This window comes from Klebsiella sp. JB_Kp042 (assembly GCF_040065275.1).
In the GTDB taxonomy this organism is placed as follows: domain Bacteria; phylum Pseudomonadota; class Gammaproteobacteria; order Enterobacterales; family Enterobacteriaceae; genus Klebsiella; species Klebsiella quasipneumoniae.
On record NZ_JBEAJL010000030.1, the window covers coordinates 1 to 18,853 of the forward strand.

18 protein-coding genes, 1 tRNA gene and 1 pseudogene are annotated in these 18,853 nt (G+C 53.2%); 6 read left to right on the forward strand and 14 right to left on the reverse strand.

What is annotated here, in order from left to right:
- Window positions 1-128 precede the first annotated feature (128 nt).
- The 7 genes and pseudogenes from ABLV54_RS11285 to ABLV54_RS11315 all read right to left on the reverse strand — a co-directional run bounded on the left by ABLV54_RS11285 (window position 129) and on the right by ABLV54_RS11315 (window position 5,198).
- Complete coding sequence (locus tag ABLV54_RS11285) at window positions 129-1,202, reverse strand: hypothetical protein (protein ID WP_207305190.1); 1,074 nt, start codon at window positions 1,200-1,202, stop codon at window positions 129-131.
- 282 nt (window positions 1,203-1,484) lie between these two features.
- Window positions 1,485-3,827: a primase-like DNA-binding domain-containing protein gene (locus tag ABLV54_RS11290; protein WP_348814118.1), complete on the reverse strand. Its 2,343-nt coding sequence runs from the start codon at window positions 3,825-3,827 to the stop codon at window positions 1,485-1,487.
- A 14-nt stretch (window positions 3,828-3,841) separates the two neighbouring features.
- Complete coding sequence (locus ABLV54_RS11295) at window positions 3,842-4,162, reverse strand: DUF5375 domain-containing protein (protein ID WP_004185276.1); 321 nt, start codon at window positions 4,160-4,162, stop codon at window positions 3,842-3,844.
- Window positions 4,159-4,386, reverse strand: a complete 228-nt coding sequence (locus ABLV54_RS11300; RefSeq protein WP_032413983.1) for a hypothetical protein — start codon at window positions 4,384-4,386, stop codon at window positions 4,159-4,161. The genes ABLV54_RS11295 and ABLV54_RS11300 overlap by 4 nt, the downstream gene beginning before the upstream one ends.
- Window positions 4,383-4,577, reverse strand: coding sequence for a host cell division inhibitor Icd-like protein (locus tag ABLV54_RS11305; RefSeq protein WP_044348463.1), 195 nt, complete (start codon window positions 4,575-4,577; stop codon window positions 4,383-4,385). Before ABLV54_RS11305 ends, ABLV54_RS11300 begins: the two co-directional genes overlap by 4 nt.
- A 24-nt stretch (window positions 4,578-4,601) precedes the next feature.
- Window positions 4,602-4,895 (reverse strand): annotated as a pseudogene (locus ABLV54_RS11310) (ash family protein); the annotation flags it as partial.
- A gap of 36 nt (window positions 4,896-4,931) precedes the next feature.
- The gene (locus tag ABLV54_RS11315) at window positions 4,932-5,198 is read right to left on the reverse strand and encodes an AlpA family transcriptional regulator (RefSeq protein ID WP_015585920.1); all 267 of its coding nucleotides are present in this window, start codon (window positions 5,196-5,198) and stop codon (window positions 4,932-4,934) included.
- 539 nt (window positions 5,199-5,737) lie between these two features.
- Between ABLV54_RS11315 and ABLV54_RS11320 the strand changes: the two genes are divergently transcribed.
- Genes ABLV54_RS11320 through ABLV54_RS11330 form a run of 3 tightly spaced genes read left to right on the forward strand, consistent with a single transcriptional unit; the run spans window position 5,738 to window position 7,301 of the window.
- Window positions 5,738-6,475, forward strand: coding sequence for a glycoprotein 3 (locus ABLV54_RS11320; RefSeq protein ID WP_176232599.1), 738 nt, complete (start codon window positions 5,738-5,740; stop codon window positions 6,473-6,475).
- Entirely contained in the window at window positions 6,472-6,717 is a 246-nt protein-coding gene (locus tag ABLV54_RS11325; RefSeq protein WP_176232598.1) for an ogr/Delta-like zinc finger family protein, read from the forward strand. The genes ABLV54_RS11320 and ABLV54_RS11325 overlap by 4 nt, the downstream gene beginning before the upstream one ends.
- A gap of 17 nt (window positions 6,718-6,734) precedes the next feature.
- Complete coding sequence (locus tag ABLV54_RS11330; protein ID WP_176232597.1) at window positions 6,735-7,301, forward strand: phage polarity suppression protein; 567 nt, start codon at window positions 6,735-6,737, stop codon at window positions 7,299-7,301.
- Between the two features lie 603 nt (window positions 7,302-7,904).
- Here ABLV54_RS11330 and ABLV54_RS11335 read toward each other — a convergent pair.
- The 6 genes from ABLV54_RS11335 to proB all read right to left on the reverse strand — a co-directional run bounded on the left by ABLV54_RS11335 (window position 7,905) and on the right by proB (window position 14,313).
- Window positions 7,905-8,912, reverse strand: a complete 1,008-nt coding sequence (locus ABLV54_RS11335; protein WP_130957037.1) for a DNA-processing protein DprA — start codon at window positions 8,910-8,912, stop codon at window positions 7,905-7,907.
- A 104-nt stretch (window positions 8,913-9,016) separates the two neighbouring features.
- Window positions 9,017-10,351, reverse strand: a complete 1,335-nt coding sequence (locus tag ABLV54_RS11340; RefSeq protein ID WP_130957036.1) for an HAD hydrolase-like protein — start codon at window positions 10,349-10,351, stop codon at window positions 9,017-9,019.
- A gap of 72 nt (window positions 10,352-10,423) precedes the next feature.
- Entirely contained in the window at window positions 10,424-11,593 is a 1,170-nt protein-coding gene (locus ABLV54_RS11345; protein WP_130957035.1) for an integrase arm-type DNA-binding domain-containing protein, read from the reverse strand.
- A 163-nt stretch (window positions 11,594-11,756) separates the two neighbouring features.
- A tRNA-Thr gene (locus tag ABLV54_RS11350) sits at window positions 11,757-11,832 on the reverse strand.
- A gap of 113 nt (window positions 11,833-11,945) precedes the next feature.
- Window positions 11,946-13,199 (reverse strand): glutamate-5-semialdehyde dehydrogenase, encoded by a 1,254-nt coding sequence (gene proA, locus ABLV54_RS11355; RefSeq protein WP_004147253.1) that lies wholly within the window; start codon window positions 13,197-13,199, stop codon window positions 11,946-11,948.
- A gap of 10 nt (window positions 13,200-13,209) precedes the next feature.
- Window positions 13,210-14,313 carry a glutamate 5-kinase gene (proB, locus tag ABLV54_RS11360; protein ID WP_008805306.1) on the reverse strand — a complete coding sequence of 368 codons (1,104 nt, stop codon included), beginning with the start codon at window positions 14,311-14,313 and terminating at the stop codon, window positions 13,210-13,212.
- A gap of 289 nt (window positions 14,314-14,602) precedes the next feature.
- On the opposite strand from proB, the gene phoE reads away from it, so the two are divergent.
- On the forward strand, window positions 14,603-15,655 hold the full coding sequence (phoE, locus tag ABLV54_RS11365; protein WP_348814123.1) for a phosphoporin PhoE: 1,053 nt from the start codon (window positions 14,603-14,605) through the stop codon (window positions 15,653-15,655).
- Window positions 15,656-15,699: 44 nt separating this feature from the next.
- Here the strand turns inward: phoE and ABLV54_RS11370 are convergent, their stop codons facing one another.
- Window positions 15,700-16,266 carry an NlpC/P60 family protein gene (locus ABLV54_RS11370; RefSeq protein ID WP_044521172.1) on the reverse strand — a complete coding sequence of 189 codons (567 nt, stop codon included), beginning with the start codon at window positions 16,264-16,266 and terminating at the stop codon, window positions 15,700-15,702.
- Window positions 16,267-16,677: 411 nt separating this feature from the next.
- Here ABLV54_RS11370 and ABLV54_RS11375 point away from each other — a divergent pair, with 411 nt between their 5' ends.
- Both ABLV54_RS11375 and ABLV54_RS11380 read left to right on the forward strand, forming a co-directional pair.
- Complete coding sequence (locus tag ABLV54_RS11375; RefSeq protein WP_050533118.1) at window positions 16,678-17,547, forward strand: DMT family transporter; 870 nt, start codon at window positions 16,678-16,680, stop codon at window positions 17,545-17,547.
- A 95-nt stretch (window positions 17,548-17,642) separates the two neighbouring features.
- Window positions 17,643-18,308 carry an HAD family hydrolase gene (locus ABLV54_RS11380; RefSeq protein ID WP_049014147.1) on the forward strand — a complete coding sequence of 222 codons (666 nt, stop codon included), beginning with the start codon at window positions 17,643-17,645 and terminating at the stop codon, window positions 18,306-18,308.
- Window positions 18,309-18,853: the final 545 nt, after the last annotated feature.

Here is an 18,853-nt window from a genome sequence, read left to right on the forward strand (position 1 = left end):
ACACTGCCAACTGAATAACACATCCCCGTCAATACGGTTCTCGCTGTACGCTTACATAGATATAAGTACTGTTCTCAATTTTTTTCATGTAAATAGAAAAATGTACCTGCATACATTTGAGTCGACATTTAAAATTCCTGTGCGTAGATGACGACTGTGTCATGTGCATCGATAACAGAAGCATTCTTATACAATACTTCCAACTCATCACGTGATAGTTCTCTAGAGCCGACCTTTCCTCTATTAAATAGTTCTTCAAATAGCTCAGCGGAAAGAGACACTTCTTTTACTTTATCATATTCAAGTAATTCACCACCTTGCTTTCCTTTTGATTTGCAGTCATTTATTCTACAGATAGGTAGGTGTTCGCCTGTGGAAATGAATTTTTGATCTGCATGTTGCAACTTGTCAGTTGGTCTCAAGAATCCTGCGCAACAAGGGAATCTATAAGTATTATCTCCTTCTTGAACAGAACAAATATTATTTCCACACGTAAATTTTCTCATTTTATCTATTTGCTCTCTCATTCTACTATCTGATATGTATAACTTTTTATCCTCCCATATTTTGTACTGAACAATGACCACACTTATCTTCCCCGACTTCTCATTATGCCTCTCATATATTATATCTGCGCCAGTAATATGCTCAGGTCTATCTGGATGTAGCACGCGAAGCCTTAGATAATTACCATCGGGTAATTCAAAGTCTTTATAAGCATGTCCTTTAGATAATTCAGGGAGATTTCTTTCGGCATTATAAGCATCTCTAAAAATTAGTTGATTTTCAGAGTGGGATTTTATCTCCAGTTCAGATTTTGCTTTTAAAAGCTGAGCCAACCTCCTCTTGAGTTGATCGGTTTTTTGTTTATCACCTCTATTTTTTTTAGCTATTGATATGAGTGATTCGTAATCTTCAATGTCCGTCAAAACAAGTTCCAGCGCAGTAATAGGAAGCTCATTTTTTATAGACCTGAGTTCAGCTTTTTGACGATATTCCTTAGTTGTATCACTCTCACGCTCCCGTCTTAAAAGGCTATTGTCAGGACCGAGTAGCTCAGGATAAAGAACTCCTCCTAAATCTAACGCATTGTCATATGTAGATTTACTCATGCTACCTTTTGAAGCGATTTTTACCATGCCTCTTATTGCGTTCAGTGCTATCCACTCTTGGTTGATTCTGTCATCACCATTATTCATCATTGCTCTCCTTAATCATTGAGCTTCTCGTAATCGATTCGAATAGGGTTACTATCAAGTAATTTAATAAACATTTCCCATAAAGAAATTGATTCGTTAACTATTAATTTTGTCAAATACACGTGTGACAATATAAAAGTAATCCACGTTCTCAATCCCCCTCAACAAGAATCAAAATAATATTAATCACTTGATCAATTGATAGCAATTACTAGATGGCGATCCTCCGTTTCTCACTTTGCCGATTTAGACATAAAAAAGACCGGCATTGCCGGTCCGGGTGGGTTATGTTGCTGTGGGTTCGTCACACTTCGGCAGCCAGTCGGCGTTGCTTTCCTCCCTGAGGGCGAGGTTGGTCTGCATGCCCTGATTTGTGCGGCGTTTATCGTAATTCAGACCGTACTCTTTCAGCATGGCTGAGAGCCCCTTGCCAAACATGGTCAGGCTGAGTGCATTCCTGTAGCCGTGGGCCTCCATATACACCAGATAGGCGTGATACAGATACAGGCGCGGCTGGCGCGGGATAATGTTGGCGTTCCCCATATACATCCCGTCCGGCTCCGGCAGTGCCTCCAGATAGCCGCAAAAATCAAAGGTCGGGTCAGCGTCGCGTTTGATGCTGAGCGCCTCATCGGAGTTCTGCTGCGACTGGAGCAGCGCGCGGGCACTCATCGGGTCGCTGAACTGCTGCATTAACTGGCGCACAATCACGGCCAGCTCGCGGGCGATTTTATCCCTGAGCTGCGGGTCGCGCTCCTCCGGGGCTATCTGCTCCGGGAAGTGGATAATCACCCGGCGACGTGACACGCCGCCGCTGCGGTCGGTGAAGCGCATCGGGTTGTTGTTCACGGCCAGAATCACCGCCGGAATATGCGTCGAGTACGGGTTCTGGTATTTCGGGTCAACGGAGACCGCATCGCCACCGGTAATGGCCTTGAGTCCGGCACCGTCACCGCTCCATTTCTCCTGGTCAGGCAGACGAATGAGCGAGAAACCAATCAGGGAGGCGCGCTTGCGCGGGTCTTCCGGCGTGTCGATATCCGCCGACGTGGCGTTATCCTCTCCGGCCAGCATCGTGGCGATTTCGGCGAGGATACTTTTCCCGCTGCCGCCGGGGCCGGTCACTTCGAGAAAGAGCTGCCAGTCGTAGCGGTTCGCCAGCACCATAAACAGCGCAGCCAGAATCACGTTACGTTTTGTCGGGTTGTGGCTGGCCGCCCGGTCGAGCCAGCGCCAGAAGTTCGGCGCGTGGGTTTCCAGCGTTTCCCCTTCCACCGGCGGGGTAAAATCCACGTCACACAGGGTGCGCAGCCAGTACGATTTGCTGTGCGGGCTGAATATCCCGCTTTGGGTATCGAGCACCCCGTTGCGAAAACCAATCAGACGGCGTGCCGGTGCCTCCTGCTGGGGAATAATCAGTTTCAGGGTTTCCACCACCGACGCAATTCTCCCCGATGAGAACGGGGCGCGCAGGCGCTGAAACAGCCCGGCCACATCGCGGGCAAAGTCAGACGGCGGAATTACCTTCCAGATGCCGTTTTCATAGCGGGACAGGAGCTGGCCGTTGGCATCCACGGCCAGCGCTTCGCCGTAATGATCATGCACTCGCATTGCCTTATCGCTGGCGCTCATGGCGGTAAATTCCGCCTCGCTCATGGTGTCGAAGGGGCTTTGTGCCGCTGGCCGGATGGCGGCATAAATGGCTTTCCGCGTGGCGTCCTCACCTTTCAGCATCATCGCATCATTCCAGTCACCAAATACCGGCGGCAGGGCGACAATGCCCTCACAGGCCTGAGCGGCTGCGGTGGCTTTGTTCTGGCCGGTGCCGTTCAGGTCACGGTCAGCGGCGAGGATAATCTGACAGGCCGGGTGTTTCTGACGGGCCAGGCTCGCCAGAGAAAGAAGGTTCACGGACGACAGCGCCACCATGATGGTTTCCCCGGTCAGGTGATGCACGGTAAGGGCCGTCGCATAGCCCTCCGCTATCCAGAGGCGTTTTCCCGCCTGTTTCTGCCCTTCGAAGGTGTGGCATGCCCCTTTGACCTGCCCGCCCTTCAGGGTGCGCTTGAGCCCCTCAGCGTTAATGAACTGGAGGTTAACCAGCGCGCCGGTCCCGTCATACAGCGGCACCACCACATCACCGGCGCGGTAGGCCACGCCCCCGGTTTTGTGCGACGTGGTCAGCGTCAGACACTCACGACCGGCAAAGCCCTTGCGGGTCAGGTAGGCGTTGCCGGTGGCCGGGCGGGTTTTCTCCAGCAGTCTGACGGCCAGCGCGGCCGCTGCTTTGCGGTCGACCTCCGTTCCGGCGTCTGTGGCTGCAATCACCTCCGGGGCTACCGGCGGCAGGTGGCCGGTGACGGCGTTCACCTTCCGGGCGGCCTCAGGTGCCGATATGCCGAACACCTTCTCAACCAGTTTCAGGCCGTCACCGGCGCCGCACCGGTTGCAGTACCATGTGCCGCGCCCTTCCTGGTCATCAAAGCGAAAGCGGTCGCTACGGGCATCACCGCCACAAATCGGGCACGCCTGAGGCCGGTTTTTTATCACTTTCATGCCCAGCGCCGGGAGAATGCGCGGCCAGTGGCCGCACGCCTGTTTTACCGTGTCCGTTACGTTCATTTTCATGGTTTTTCTCTCCCTCAGTGCAGTACAGGCGATGTGATATGGCGGGCGCAGAGCTCATCCATCACGGCGAGCCCGAGGAAGGACAGCGACGGGGCGGCTTTCAGCGGCCCGGCCTGCATCAAATCTTCCAGCAGCGCACAGGCAATCAGACGGCCTTTTTCCTCGCCGTGCTGGCGCAGGTAGAAGCCCTCCAGCTCGGCGGCGATGGCGCTTTCCAGCGCGTCGAGGGTGAGGTGGGGATAGCGGTGCTGACGTTCGCACAGGGTCAGCCAGGCGCAGGCGACAGCGCGGCGATACAGGGCGGCACGCAATACGGGCGGCAGAGGCGTTTTCATACATTGCCCTCCCCGGTGAACCAGCGGTGGTTGCAGCGTTCGACCACGCCGTTGAGCTGGGCGGTCATCAGGTAAATCACGGAGGTGAGCTGTAACTGCTGAGTCGGGTCACGACGCAGGGAGGTACAGTCCTGCACCTGCATCAGGTCGCTGACGAGCTGGCCGACATTGCGCATATGCTCAAGGCATTCGAGGTCACGGGCAGTAATCGTGGAGTGTCTCATGCGCGCACCTCCGCCACCGGCAGACGACCGGCAAACGAGAGGACGTAATCGCGGACGAGGGAAAGGCGTGCGGTGTGTTCATCCCCGGCGACAGCGCGGAGCATGCAGATACGGGGCTGACGGTCTGCGCGACGGACGGCGGCAAACACAAAGACAAACTGCGGGTGTGACGGGGTGAGGGTCGTAGCCATAGGGGCAACCTCCAATAAGTAGCGGTAATTGCCACCACCGGAGTTCCTACGCTCATGGGTGGTGACCCGAACGGGGGTAGGAATACCGGCCTTATTGGAAACCGGCCAGCCCGAAGGCTGCCCCGCCCGGACCACCATTATCTGACAGGGGCTATGGAATAAGCACCACAGCCCGAAAAATGGGTGTGCCTGAGCAACGACGTAAAAAAAGACGCATGGCGCGTCTGTTGTCGCCAATAAGTAACTCGGGTTCCTACGCCCGGCTGCCGATTTTGCGACAGCGAGAAAACTATACCTGGAAACGGCGAAAGGAAGCAAGCCAGAAAAAGGGGGCTTTTTGCGGAACGGGCATCATCATGCGTCATAGCCCCGGTTGCGTTCGGCGATACGGTCGGCCATCCACCCGGTGATTTCCGACTGCGCCCACGCCACGTTTTTTCCCCCAAGCGAGATTTGTTTCGGGAAAGCCTCCCGGCTGATGAGGTCGTAAATCGTGGAGCGGGACAGACCGCACAGATGCATCACTTCGGGCAGGCGGATAAAGCGCTCCGGAACGGTATCAGAAACCGGCATCAGCGGCGCGGCAGGGGCAGAAGACGGGGAAGAAAAAGCGGTGTGCATCGGGCTACCTCATAAAGTCCATACAGTGCCGGTCGTGTCCGTCCGGCCTCGGGTAGCTCTCTATTTTGTGAATATTTTCCCTGAGGGCAACAAGTCTTTTTGTTGTGTCCGACCACACAACATATTGATTTTTTGAAAGTGGAAAACACTGGCAACTGTTGGCAATCGTTGGCAATTGATGGCAAACCGATGATTACTTTTATTTATATATATTTATTTTTTAATCGCAAAAAAGACTAAGCAAGCAAAGTTTCGTCAAAACAGAAAGGTGAACAGTAGTGAACAGTCGGTGAACACTTCTGACCTCAACTGTTCACCACTTAACTTACTGTATTACTTATTCTTTTATTTAAAGTGAACAGTAGTGAACAGTTATATGTAAAAAAATAAACGGTGAGTATGCTTTTCCTGAGACCTTTCTCTGGCAAGCCGGGTTTTGACGTCTTGTTTGTGCCAGAACTGCCACAACCGCAACAGGTCGTGTTGTTGTGTGTGCCCCGGCAGAATCACCTCATGTTGAAATCACGAGGAAACCTGCCATGACCGACACCCCCTTTATCCCTGATTACCTGAAACCGGCGCTGGAGCGACTGGCCGCAGCCCGAGAAGCCCATCTTGAACAGGCCCGCCGGATGGAGGACACCCTGACGGCCATTACCCGCGCGGAGGAGCAGAAAGCGGCGCTGGAGCAGGACAACGGCAGCGACACCCGCACATGGCGCGCCGCTTTCCGTGCCGGGGGTGCCATGCTGACCGATGAGCTGAAAAGCGGCCATATCGAGCGAGTGGCCCGCCGGGAGCTGGCGCAGGAATGCCACAACCTGACCGAAGTGCTGGCCTTTGAACGTGACCAGCTGAAAGCCACCTGCAACAGCACCGCGCGAGCATTCCGCCAGGCGCATCATGCTGTGCTGAGTAAATACGCTGAGGAAGAGCTTAACCGCGCGCTGAATGACACCCTCGGGCCACTGGTCCGGGCGATGGTGCTGAAAGCAGAGGTGATGGAAAATCCGCTGGCCAACACCATTGGCCATCAGGGGTACACCGAGCCGGAGAAAGAGGTCATGCATCAGGTGGTGACCTTCCTGACCGGGAAAGTGAGCGCCTTCTCCGTCACGCCAGCGGATGAGCCGGTGCTCTCCCTGACCGGCTTCCCGGCCGTCGCGCTTCCGCACATGGACCACGACGCCGCCAGCACACCCGGCGAGCGTAAAGTCTGGCAGGAGAAAATCCGTCAGCGCGAGACTGACCTGAAAGCGCGGGGGCTGCTGCCATGATGCACTGTCCGTTCTGCAAAAAGTCGGCGCATGCCCGCACCTCCCGCTATCTGTCGGAGAACGTCAAACAGCGCTATCACCAGTGCACCAATATTGAGTGCTCGGCGACGTTTCGCACCATCGAAGCCATCGACGAGGTTATCCGGCCTCCGGCGGAGAAAACGCCGCCTGTCGCGGAGCCGGTCACACCCCCGGCACCCCGTAAAGTGCAGGACTGCTACAGCTCGCCATACCGCCATTAATCAGGGGAGAACTGACCATGACCACCCTTACGCTGCAGCAGGCCTTTGAAGCCTGTCAGAAGAACGAAACCGCCTGGCTGAACCGTAAAGCCGAACTGGCGGCCGCCGAGCAGGAATATCAGGAACAGGTGCTGGCCGGGGATGAGCGTATACCGGGCAGAATGCAGACACTGCGCGACATTATCGATGTCAAAAAATGGGAGATAAATCAGGCCGCCGGGCGCTATATCCGCTCCCATGAATCGGTACAGCGCATCAGTATCCGCAACCGGCTGAATGACTTTATGCAGGCGCACGGGACAGAGCTGGCCGCCACGCTTGCCCCGGAACTGATGGGACTCAGCCAGCAGCCCGCACTCCTGACCGGCCATGCGCTCGACCGTTCGGCGCATTACCTGAGGGAAGCCCTGTCCGTGTGGCTGAGTACCGGTGAAGAAATTAATTATGCGGCAGAAGACAGTGATATTTTAACGGCCATCGGATTCAGGCCTGACGCGGCTTCGCGGGTGGATAATCAGGAAAAATACACCCCCGCACAGAGCCTGATTTATGCCCGCCGGCGCACGGAACTGGCCGGCAGGTAGTCCCGCAAAAATCCCCGAAAATACCGCTATTTTTCCCGAATTAAGCCATGCATCCACAGGGTGCATGGTTTTGCATGCGCTTTCCCGTCCCGTCACTCCCTTCGCTGCCCTGTCCCGGCGCGGCCTGAGACTGTCCATGCACCTGCATGAAAACCGACCCACGAAGCGGGCAGGCGAGGCGGGGAAAGCACTGCGCGCCAGCGGTAAAGTATTTATTTAATGATATTTAATTTCGCGGCCTGAGCGCATCGCTGCGCCGCGTGGGTTCGCGGGAGTGTTGGTGGATGGTGCGGCGATGTTCGAGAGCGTGGTGAGCCTCTGAGACGGTCAGGATGAGTGCAGGAAAAGGCCGCCCGGAGGAGGAGCGAATTCGGTCATTTGGTTGTTAATGTTATTGGTCATGGTGCCGCTTACATACTACTTGGTAAATGAGTTCTCCCGACGCATTGGTTCGAGTACAGCCTGACCGTGTTAAAACATGAGCATTAAATTTTCCCCACGAAACGGGCAGGCGTGGCAGGGAGGACATTGCGTACCAGTTTCGGTGAGATAGAAAATGTGGTCAGTTTATCAAACACCTCTAAATACGAAAACTTGTCAGATTTAAAAGTCTAATCCTATATTTTTATTAATTGTGTCATCGTTGTTTTTAAATCTTTTCAACAATTCGAGTAACTTGGTATTGATAATTTCATACTGGTTACTGTCATGAAGTGGCCATAACATATGTTGATCATATCTATTAAGACGTAGTATTTTTTTTACGTCCTCATAATTTGAGGTTAATAAAGCTATATTACCGCTAGCTTTTTGCTCACGATTTTTAATGTCTGTTTTTGATTGGCCCACAACAATCAATGGACGATTCAGTAAAAGTGAAGATCTTGATGCATGTAAACTACCACCAGAAACCCCTGTCTGAATCAATACAACTCCTGACGAAACTGCTGCTTGAATAGCATCTCGATCAACGAAATTAGATTTTCCGACAAATGAATTGTAAGGGTATTCAGATATTAACAAACCACCATTATCTACAATTCTTTTAGCTAGTTCTTTGTTTTTTGCAGGATAGACTTTTTCAAGGCCATGAGCTAATACTGCAATTGTTTTACCGCCACTATCTATACAGGTGGTGTGCGCGATGCTATCAATCCCTAAGGCTAATCCACTAACTATCGCCCAGCCTTTTTTGACAAACCATTCCGTAACTCTCTTGGCAATTACTATACCATGCTCTGTAGGTTCCCTAGTTCCAATTACAGTCAGATTATCATTCTTGAGGCAACTTATATCACCACTACAAAAAAGTATAGGTGCAGAATGATTGGCGTTCTTTAAGTTCAAAGGATAAGTATCATCAAAAAATGATATTATGAAATGCCCTTTTTTATGTGCTATATCGCTCTGCTGTTTTGCCAATTCTACAGCCTGACGTATATCTGAATCACTATAAGCATCTTTCTTGTTTAGATATAACCTTAATATTTCATCAACGGAAAGATCGGAGAAGTCTTTAATTGCATGCAAAGATGATATTGTTTTTTCACCAATACCTTTTAAATATTTAATCGCTAAAAGCTTTTCAGTATCAGGAGATACAGTTTTCATTCAGCACCCTTAGAAATAAAAAAAGTTATATGCATTATAAATCATCCAAGATAATAAATAAAGCGCCTGTTATAAAGTATAAAGCAAACACGCGCTTTGTTTTTTTAATCTATGCTTTTGGTGTTTTTACATTGAGGAGTATCAAAAAAACCCGTGCAACCTAAAAAATGTTGCCCAGACTTTTTATTACGCATAACACGCATTAATTTCCCACATTTATCACAAATATGCATGTCCTCACTAATACTAACCGTTTTAGCTAACGATATTGACAATACCCTTTCTGGATTCATCGTTTCCAGTAATGATTGAGCACCTTTTAAAGTCGAACCTGTGGTTATTACATCATCAATTATCAATATCTTTGATGATTGAATTCGATTTTCATATTTAGAGTTGAAGTGAAGGTTGCTTTGTATCTCACTCGCCCTTTCATCTCTCCCCATGGTTTTTAGACTTTTAGCATCTTCTGAAAAATAGAATAAGTCCGAAATATATTGAGTGCGATTATTTTTAGAGTTTCGACTTATTCGACTCAGAAGGTTCTCTAATCGTCTGTTTTTACCTTTCTTTGCAGGTATGACAGTAACAATATCAAAAACTGAATTATCTTCAAAAAAGTATGCGGGAGTTTTATCTACAAAATAAGAAAGAAGATCAACCCAATACTCAGGGGCGACATATTTCGGCTCAAGCTCCTTTCTATAGATCTCTTTGGAAAGGGTATGATTTTCATGGATTTTTGCAGTGAGTGTGTTTTTTTGACTAAAGTAACGTCCTAAGCAAAGGAAATTAATCTCGCTTTTCTTTATCGCCCCTATATTTCCATCTTTATCCATGGGAATGAAAAAAAGCCATTTCTTATCAATATCAAATGAATTAAAATTAGCACATCTATCTGCAATCAAATCAATATGGTTGAAATTATCAACCTCCTCGCTGAGGCATCTAGTACTAATCATTGCAGCAGGCATTTGCCCTATAAAATCTTTAGATGCCCAAGCTGGGGTAATAGGCTTCACTCCCGCCGCATAGGATGCATTAATGTCCTTGGCATCATCACCAATAAATAAAACGTTATTTCTATTTGTTAGATTCAAGTTGCTTAATGCTAAGTTTATGCCCTGTGGTGATGGTTTTATCCCTCCGGGGCCAACATCGTTATAAGTAACTATTGTTTTAAAGTAATGACTAATTCCATGATGATTAAGTATATCTAATGCATACTGTTTAGGAGAGTTTGTTACTACTGCCATCAAAATATTTGAATCCTTGAAAGACTCCAAAACTGTTTTTGTTTTAGGATACAACTTTGTTGTATTCAATTCATCTATTGTAAGTCTTTTATCCTTAGAGTTCTCCCTGTATTCTTTCAATGAGTTAGTATTAACCAATGTATTGTCCAGATCAAATAATGCTGCCTCAATTGAATTATTCATAATCTTCTCTTAATATATGCTCTTGCTGTGATGAAATTAATGAATTACATATTATGAAAGCAATATGTAACCCTAAGAGTTGAATATATAATCGGAATACCATGCCATCATATCTTTCCGCATTGATAAATATACTGCATGATTGTAGGTACCCCGAATCATATTTTTATCCACATGGGCCAACTGAATTTCAATCCACGTGCTGTTGAAACCGTGCTCATGTAGGATAGTCGACATTGTGTGTCTAAACCCATGTCCAGTGAGCCTCCCGGCATAGCCGATTCTTTTGATAACCTGATTTATACTTGCTTCACTCATTGGTTTGTTCGGATCGTTCCGCCCCGGAAAAACATAACGATAGTTCCCTGTCATGATCTTCAGTTCATTGAGTAAATCTAACGCCTGAGTCGACAATGGCACAAGATGTGACCTGCGCATTTTCATCCTTTCAGCAGGAATTTCCCAAATAGCGTTACCTAGATCAAATTCTGACCACAATGCCGCACGTAATTCTATGGTTCTCACGCCCGTAATCATCAGTAATTTCGTAGCGATCTGGACAATTCTACTTCCGGTATAACCTTCTAAAGCACACAGAAAACCTGGTATCTCGTCAGCTTTTAGAAACGGGAAGTGATTGGATTGATGTACTTCGAGGGCGCTGGAGAGATCTGCCGCAGGGTTAAACTCAGCTCTACCCGTAGCAATGGCATAGCGAAAAACTTCCGAGCAACGCTGTCGCACTTTGCGCATCTTCTCTAATGCGCCACGTTTCTCAATCTTACGCAGCACGTTAAGCAGTTCCAGCGGTTTAATCTCTCCTACAGGCCTTGCCCCAATGTATGGGAAAATATCGTTCTGAAATGCTTCCATAATGTCTGAGGCATATCCCGTCGACCATTTGGAAGATTTCATCTGATGCCATTCTTTGGCTATCTTTTCGAAGGCGCTCTCGGATTCAGTTTGCAAAGCAATCTTCTGCTCTTTTCGAACTTCACTCGGGTTCTTTCCTTCCGCGACCAGCTTTCGGGCATCGTCGCGACGAGAACGAGCATCGGCAAGGGTAATCGTCGGATACACACCAAGCGAGATCATTTTGGGCTTACCGGCATAGCGATAGCGGAACCGCCAGCTCTTGCTTCCATTAGGCTCTATAAGCAATGACAAGCCTTGCCCATCTCCAAGTGTATAGGCTTTAGCTTCAGGCTTAGCGCGGCGAATCTGCATATCGTTTAAAGGCATGTGTATAGGAATCCAAGACCGAACAGGAACATATACACAATCCTATACACATTCAGTATCGGATTCTACTGGATGGTTACGGACAATGACGGACTAAAAATCAGTAAAATCTTTATAAATCATGGTTTTTATGGATGAATACGGACGTTTGGGGAAGTTGAGATGGTGCCGATAATAGGAGTCGAACCTACGACCTTCGCATTACGAATGCGCTGCTCTACCAACTGAGCTATATCGGCCCTGCAAGAGGTGTTCACGAGCGTGAATCACGAGGCAAAAGGTTAGAACTTAGCGGGCGATGCGTCAATAGCCAGTGGAATCAACTGCCTATTTTTGCATCGCCCGTTCTCATTTACGCACGAATGGTATCGTCGCCGAAACCAATCCACTTATAGGTGGTTAACGCTTCCAGCCCCATCGGGCCGCGGGCGTGCAGCTTCTGGGTGCTAACTGCCACTTCCGCGCCGAGGCCGAACTGGCCGCCGTCGGTGAAGCGCGTGGAGGCGTTCACGTAGACCGCGGAAGAGTCCACTTCATTGATAAAGCGGTTGGCGTTACGCAGGGTCCGGGTCAGGATGGCGTCGGAGTGCTGGGTGCCATGCTCGCGGATATGGGCGATAGCCTCATCCATATCGGCCACCACTTTGACGTTCAGATCCAGCGACAGATACTCGTCGTCATACTGCTCCGCTTTCACCGGCTCGACCTTTGCAGGGCCATTTTGCAGCGCGGGCAGGGCGGAGGGGGCGGCGTGCAGGGTGACGCCGCTCTCGGCCATCTGCTTGCTTAACGCCGGCAGGAAGGTGTCGGCGATGTTGCGGTGTACCAGCAGCGTTTCCACGGTATTGCAGGTGCTCGGCCGCTGGGTCTTGGCGTTGACAATGATCTTCAGCGCAGGGGCGATCTCGGCGGTTTCATCAACGAAGATATGGCACACGCCAATCCCGCCGGTGATCACCGGGATCGTTGACTGCTCGCGGCACAGCTTGTGCAGGCCCGCGCCGCCGCGGGGGATCAGCATATCGATGTATTTATCCATCTTCAGCATTTCCCCCACCAGCGCGCGATCCGGGCTCTCGATAGCCTGTACCGCGGCGGCCGGCAGACCGCACTCCTGCAGCGCCTGCTGGATCACCTTCACCGTGGCGGCGTTGGTGCGCCAGGTCTCTTTCCCGCCGCGCAGGATCGCTGCGTTGCCGGTTTTCAGACACAGGGAGGCGACGTCGACCGTCACGTTGGGACGCGCTTCATATATCACGCCAATCACCCCCAGCGGGACGCGGCGACGTTCAATACGCAGACCGCTGTCCAGCAGCCCGCCGTCGATCACCTGGCCGACCGGGTCGGCCAGATTGCACACCTGGCGCACATCGCTGGCGATGCCGCTCAGACGCGCCGGGGTCAGCGCAAGGCGATCGAGCATCGCTTCACTCAGACCATTGGCGCGAGCTTCCGCTAAATCTTCCGCGTTGGCGCGCAGAATATCGTCGGTCTGCGCTTCCAGATAATCGGCGATCTTTTCCAGTACCTGGTTCTTTTCCCGGCTGGAGAGTAACGCCAGCTGCCAGGAGGCCGCTTTGGCGGCAATACCCATTTGTTCCAGCATTTTCAGCTCCTTAACGGATGATCATATCATCGCGGTGGACGGCCACCGGGCCGTATTCGTAGCCCAGAATGGCATCGATTTGCTGCGAGTGCTGGCCGGCGATAAGGCGCAGCGCGTCGCTGTTGTAGCGGCTGACGCCGTGCGCGATATCGCGTCCTTCGCTATTGCGGATGCGGATCACTTCGCCGCGGGAGAAGTTGCCGCTGACGATTTTGATGCCTTTTGGCAGCAGCGAGCTGCCTCGTTCGAGGATCGCCTGGGTCGCGCCCGCATCGACAGTGAGTTCACCGGCCGGCGGGGCGCCGAAGATCCAGCGCTTACGGTTCTCCAGCGGAGACTCCTGCGCGTGGAAGCAGGTGCCTACCGGCAGACCTTCCATCGCGTGGCCGATGACGTCCGGGCGGTTGCCGGCGGCGATAATAGTATCAATCCCCGCGCGGCAGGCGACGTCCGCGGCCTGCAGCTTGGTGCCCATGCCGCCGGTGCCGAGACCGGAGACGCTGTCGCCGGCGATGGCGCGCAGCGCGTCGTCGATGCCGTAGACGTCTTTAATCAGCTCCGCCTGCGGGTTGCTGCGCGGGTCGGCGGTGAACAGGCCAGGCTGGTCGGTTAACAGCAGCAGCTTATCCGCCCCGGCGAGGATCGCGGCCAGCGCGGAGAGATTGTCGTTATCGCCCACTTTGATTTCCGCGGTGGCGACGGCGTCATTTTCGTTAATGACCGGGACGATGCTGTTATCCAGCAGGGCGCGCAGGGTGTCGCGGGCGTTGAGGAACCGTTCTCTGTCTTCCATGTCGGCGCGGGTCAGCAGCATCTGGCCAACGTGAATGCCATAGATAGAAAACAGCTGTTCCCACAGCTGGATCAGACGGCTTTGTCCCACCGCCGCCAGCAACTGCTTGGAGGCGATGGTGGCGGGCAGTTCCGGGTAACCAAGGTGCTCGCGCCCGGCGGCAATGGCCCCGGAGGTCACGATGACAATACGGTGTCCCATGGCGTGCAGCTGTGCGCACTGGCGCACGAGCTCGACGATATGGGCGCGGTTCAGGCGACGGGACCCGCCTGTTAAAACACTGGTGCCCAGTTTTACCACCAGCGTCTGGCTTTCACTCATGATTCTCTGCCGTTCAAAAGGAATATCGATATCGAGCTGATGTTGTAGCAGGAGTCGGCCCGCTTGCCAACACCCGGGGCGGCGGGCGCGCCATTTTATTGCGCGGGATCGGGCATTCTGGAGAGGGAGTATGACAAAAATATGTCAGATACATTTAAATACGCTTTTTTATAAAAAGTTCCACCTTGTCATAAATATTTAATCTCCCGGCGTTAAAAAACCTCCTGTTTTTGATGGGCGAGCGCCCGCAATTGAATAGCGCGTATAAATAAATCACCAGGACTGAATAATGAAAAAGAGTACTCTGGCATTAATGATGATGGGCTTTGTGGCTTCAACGGCGACGCAGGCAGCGGAAGTTTATAATAAGAACGCGAACAAGCTGGATGTGTACGGCAAGATCAAAGCCATGCATTACTTCAGCGACTATGACAGCAAGGATGGCGATCAGACCTACGTGCGTTTCGGTATTAAAGGCGAAACGCAGATTAACGAAGACCTGACCGGCTATGGCCGTTGGGAATCTGAATTCTCCGGTAACAAAACCGAGAGCGACTCCAGCCAGAAGACTCGTCTGGCGTTCGCCGGGCTGAAGCTGAAGAACTACGGCTCCTTCGATTATGGTCGTAACCTTGGCGCCCTGTACGACGTGGAAGCCTGGACCGATATGTTCCCGGAATTCGGCGGCGATTCCTCTGCTCAGACCGATAACTTTATGACCAAGCGCGCCAGCGGTCTGGCGACCTACCGCAACACCGACTTCTTCGGTCTGGTGGATGGCCTGGATATGACCGTGCAGTACCAGGGTAAAAACGAAGGTCGTGAAGCGAAGAAACAGAACGGCGACGGCGTTGGCACCTCGTTAAGCTATGACTTCGGCGGCAGCGACTTCGCCGTCAGCGCGGCCTACACCAGCTCCGACCGTACCAACGATCAGAACCTGCTGGCCCGCGGCCAGGGTTCGAAAGCGGAAGCCTGGGCGACCGGCCTGAAATATGACGCCAACAACATCTACCTGGCGACCATGTACTCTGAAACCCGTAAGATGACCCCGATCAGCGGCGGCTTTGCCAACAAAGCGCAGAACTTTGAAGCGGTGGCGCAGTATCAGTTCGACTTCGGTCTGCGTCCGTCCCTCGGCTATGTGCTGTCGAAAGGGAAGGATATCGAAGGGGTGGGGAGCGAAGATCTGGTTAACTACATTGACGTGGGCCTGACCTACTACTTCAACAAAAACATGAACGCCTTCGTGGATTACAAAATCAACCAGCTGAAAAGCGATAACAAACTCGGCATCAACGATGACGACATCGTCGCGCTGGGCATGACCTACCAGTTCTGATCAACTTCAGAACCACCCGCCGCAGCCCAGGCTGCGGCTTTTTTTTAGCGGCGGTTCTTCGCCAGATGCAGGGTGTCGCTGTTCATGGTGATCTGCGCGTTATACTCCTTCGGCAGACGACGCGCCTGATAGAACGCCGATTCCCAGTAAGGGTTGTCCAGCGAAGAGCGCATCACGCCCTGGCTGCTCGAGGCGTGAAGGAAATTATGATCGGTATCGTAAAAGCCAACGTGCATACCGGCCCGGGTGCGGAAGAAAACCAGATCGCCGGGACGTAAATCGCGCTTATTGACCCGCACGCCCATGTGCAACAGCTCGCGGGTGGTGATCCGCTCCATCGGCAGGTTAAAGCGATCCTTCAGCGTGCGCCAGACGAAACCCGAGCAGTCGACGCCGCTTTGTTCAGTCCCGCCCCATTCATAGGGGGTTCCCTGCCAGGTGTGCATTTGGTCATGCAGGGCCGCCACCACCGGGATCAGATCGTCCGATCCGCCGTCAATGGTCATATCCGCATGAGATTTTGTGTGTTTTGCCTGTTTCGGTGAGGAGGAGCATCCTGCCAACAACAAAAAAGGAATTAACAAGAGAGCATGCTTCAGTTTTGGCTTCATATCGTTATTTTCGAAGTAGCAAGCAGACTGCTTTGTTTTATAGCCGATTAAAAAGAACGGCTAAATAAGTTGATGCCGCCTTTACGTTTATTTACGATTAAAAATAAACAACGATGGGATGGATCAGCCATAAAGGGCAGTTGTCACTTCACAACAGCCTGTGCCAGGATTCTGTCATCAACATCTCACGAGGCATTCCATGACGCATAACGCCATCGCCACCGAGACTTTACCCGGCGCCGCTTTCGACGCTGGGTGGATGACGTCTGCGCCTCATCATTGCTTCGCCACGCTCTGCCCACCGCCTCCCCCTCCAGACCGGGTTGTTTTCGGCGCTTAACGCCGTCTTTCCAGGCGCTTACCTGCCGGTATGACGCTTGATACCTTGTGTTTGACGTTCGGGAGCATGCTATGCACGTTCGCTATTCTCTGCTCGCCTCGCAGGCGACAACGGCCACCTTTGTGCTGCTGTGGGGCAGCGCGGCCATTTTTACCCGCTGGGGACTGGACAACGCCTCGCCGATGGCGCTGCTGGTCTTTCGTTTTCTGATTGCCCTGGTCGCGCTGGCGCCGCTGGCCATCGTCCGTCGGCGCTGGCTGCCCGCGCCGGGCACTCGCCTGCAGACAGCGGCCACCGGCCTGATGCTGATTGGCGGCTATTCGGTCTGTTACTTCGAGGCGATGGCCAACGGCGTGACGCCGGGGCTTATCGCCACCATCATGGGGATCCAGCCCATCCTCACGCTTTGCGTGGTGGAGCGCCGCCTGCAGGGGCGGCGGCTGCTGGGGCTGCTGATTGCCCTGGCGGGGCTGGTGTTGCTGGTGTGGCGCAGCCTGGCGGCGTCGCCGATGGCGATGGCAGGGATCCTGTTTGCGCTGGCGGCTCTGCTGCTGATGACCTTTGGCGCGCTGTGGCAAAAGCGCAGCCGCCAGTCGCCGGCGGATGTCCTGCCGCTGCAGTATGCCGTTAGTCTGGGGCTGTGCCTGTTGATCGCCCCGGTCAGCGGCTTCCGGTTTACCGTTAACGCCGGGTTGATTATTCCGGTGCTGTTTCTCGGGCTGCTGATTTCGGTGGTCGCCCAGCTGCTGCTGTACCGTCTGCTGAGCGCGGGGAATATCGTCAATGTCACCAGCCTCTTTTATCTGGTGCCAGCGATCACGGCGCTGCTGGATTATCTGCTGCTGGGCAATCGTCTGCCGGCGGCGGCGATGGTCGGTATGGTGGCGATCGTCGGCGGGATCGTGCTGGTGTTCCGCACCGGCAAGGTCCGCGCCGGCTGACGGCGAGCCGGGCGCGGTGGTGTCCGGTTCATTTTCCTGTCATCTTTTTTACGCATGCTCCCGGCAGCTTATTTTGACCAGTAAGGGAAGGTACCATGGGCAACACGCTGACGATTTTCGATCTCGATAACACCCTGATACAGGGCGATAGCAGTACGATCTGGAGCCAGTTTATGGTTCGCGAAGGGCTGGCGACGCAGAAGGGGTATCTTGCCCGCGAGGCGCGGCTGATGGCGGATTATGACCGGGGAGAGATGAATATCGCCGATTATGTGGCCCTGATCCAGGCGCCGCTGGCCGGAATACCGAAATCGGACGTAGACGCGCTGGTGGCCCGCTGCGTGCGCGAGGCGATCCTGCCCCGGGTCTATCCGCAGGCGTGGGAACTGATTCGTCGTCTGCGGGCCGAGGGGGAGCCGATGCTGATTATCTCCGCCTCGGTTAGTCTGCTGGTGCAGGCGGTGGCCGCCGCGCTGGAGATTGAGCAGGCGCTGGGCATTGACGTGGCGATGGTCGACGGCGGCTACAGCGGGGAGATTGCCGGGATCCCCAGCTATCAGCAGGGAAAGGTGGCGCGTCTGGCGCAGTGGCGCGAGGCGCATCCGCAGTATGACGGCGAGGTGACTTTTTACACCGATTCCATTAACGATCTGCCGCTGTGCCTGCATGCGGATCGCGTGCGGCTGGTCAATCCCTGTCCGCAGCTGCAGGCGGCCGGTGCCGGATATGGCTGGCCGGTGCTGAGCTGGCGGCTGGAATAGCGGAGCGGATAAATGCTTCTGCGGGTTCAGTCGTTGTCGGCTGGGCAAGGCGTGAGCCGCTATCCGGCATAAAGGCGGCTTCGTGCCGGTGGTCGTTGCCCGGCGGCGCTGCGCTTGCGCGGGCCTACAGACTGAGCTGGCGGCTGGAATAGCGGAGCGGATAAATGTTTCTGCGGGTTCAGTCGTTGTCGGCCGGATAAGGCGTGAGCCGCCATCCGGCATAAAGGCGGCTTCGTGCCGGCGGTCGTTGCCCGGCGGCGCTGCGCTTGCGCGGGCCTACGGGGTGTGAGCCTGTGAGAGGAACTTGTAGGCCGGGTAAGGCGCAGCCGCCACCCGGCAACATCACGGGTACTGCGCCTGGCGTCTCGCCCGGCGGCGCTGCGCTTGCACGGGCCTGAACGCCAGCCGGACTGTTTCCTGGAGAGGGGAAGCACTGCCGTGTGGTTGTTTATGTTATCTGTGGCTTCAGCGTAGTTTGCGCTCCCGGTTCGTCTTCTGCGTTATGTCCCTTATGGCGCAGGGAGCGCACAGGGGGCGGCCAGTCG

Coding starts and splice junctions, on each gene's coding strand:
- ABLV54_RS11305 (WP_044348463.1), bottom strand. CDS start 4,577: ATGGCTACGACCCTCACCCCGTCACACCCGCAGTTTGTCTTTGTGTTT.
- ABLV54_RS11335 (WP_130957037.1), bottom strand. CDS start 8,912: ATGAAAACTGTATCTCCTGATACTGAAAAGCTTTTAGCGATTAAATAT.
- ABLV54_RS11345 (WP_130957035.1), bottom strand. CDS start 11,593: ATGCCTTTAAACGATATGCAGATTCGCCGCGCTAAGCCTGAAGCTAAA.
- proA (WP_004147253.1), bottom strand. CDS start 13,199: ATGCTGGAACAAATGGGTATTGCCGCCAAAGCGGCCTCCTGGCAGCTG.
- ABLV54_RS11325 (WP_176232598.1), top strand. CDS start 6,472: ATGATGCACTGTCCGTTCTGCAAAAAGTCGGCGCATGCCCGCACCTCC.
- phoE (WP_348814123.1), top strand. CDS start 14,603: ATGAAAAAGAGTACTCTGGCATTAATGATGATGGGCTTTGTGGCTTCA.
- ABLV54_RS11315 (WP_015585920.1), bottom strand. CDS start 5,198: ATGCACACCGCTTTTTCTTCCCCGTCTTCTGCCCCTGCCGCGCCGCTG.
- ABLV54_RS11285 (WP_207305190.1), bottom strand. CDS start 1,202: ATGATGAATAATGGTGATGACAGAATCAACCAAGAGTGGATAGCACTG.
- ABLV54_RS11300 (WP_032413983.1), bottom strand. CDS start 4,386: ATGAGACACTCCACGATTACTGCCCGTGACCTCGAATGCCTTGAGCAT.
- ABLV54_RS11375 (WP_050533118.1), top strand. CDS start 16,678: ATGCACGTTCGCTATTCTCTGCTCGCCTCGCAGGCGACAACGGCCACC.
- proB (WP_008805306.1), bottom strand. CDS start 14,313: ATGAGTGAAAGCCAGACGCTGGTGGTAAAACTGGGCACCAGTGTTTTA.
- ABLV54_RS11295 (WP_004185276.1), bottom strand. CDS start 4,162: ATGAAAACGCCTCTGCCGCCCGTATTGCGTGCCGCCCTGTATCGCCGC.
- ABLV54_RS11320 (WP_176232599.1), top strand. CDS start 5,738: ATGACCGACACCCCCTTTATCCCTGATTACCTGAAACCGGCGCTGGAG.
- ABLV54_RS11340 (WP_130957036.1), bottom strand. CDS start 10,351: ATGAATAATTCAATTGAGGCAGCATTATTTGATCTGGACAATACATTG.
- ABLV54_RS11370 (WP_044521172.1), bottom strand. CDS start 16,266: ATGAAGCCAAAACTGAAGCATGCTCTCTTGTTAATTCCTTTTTTGTTG.
- ABLV54_RS11290 (WP_348814118.1), bottom strand. CDS start 3,827: ATGAAAATGAACGTAACGGACACGGTAAAACAGGCGTGCGGCCACTGG.
- ABLV54_RS11330 (WP_176232597.1), top strand. CDS start 6,735: ATGACCACCCTTACGCTGCAGCAGGCCTTTGAAGCCTGTCAGAAGAAC.
- ABLV54_RS11380 (WP_049014147.1), top strand. CDS start 17,643: ATGGGCAACACGCTGACGATTTTCGATCTCGATAACACCCTGATACAG.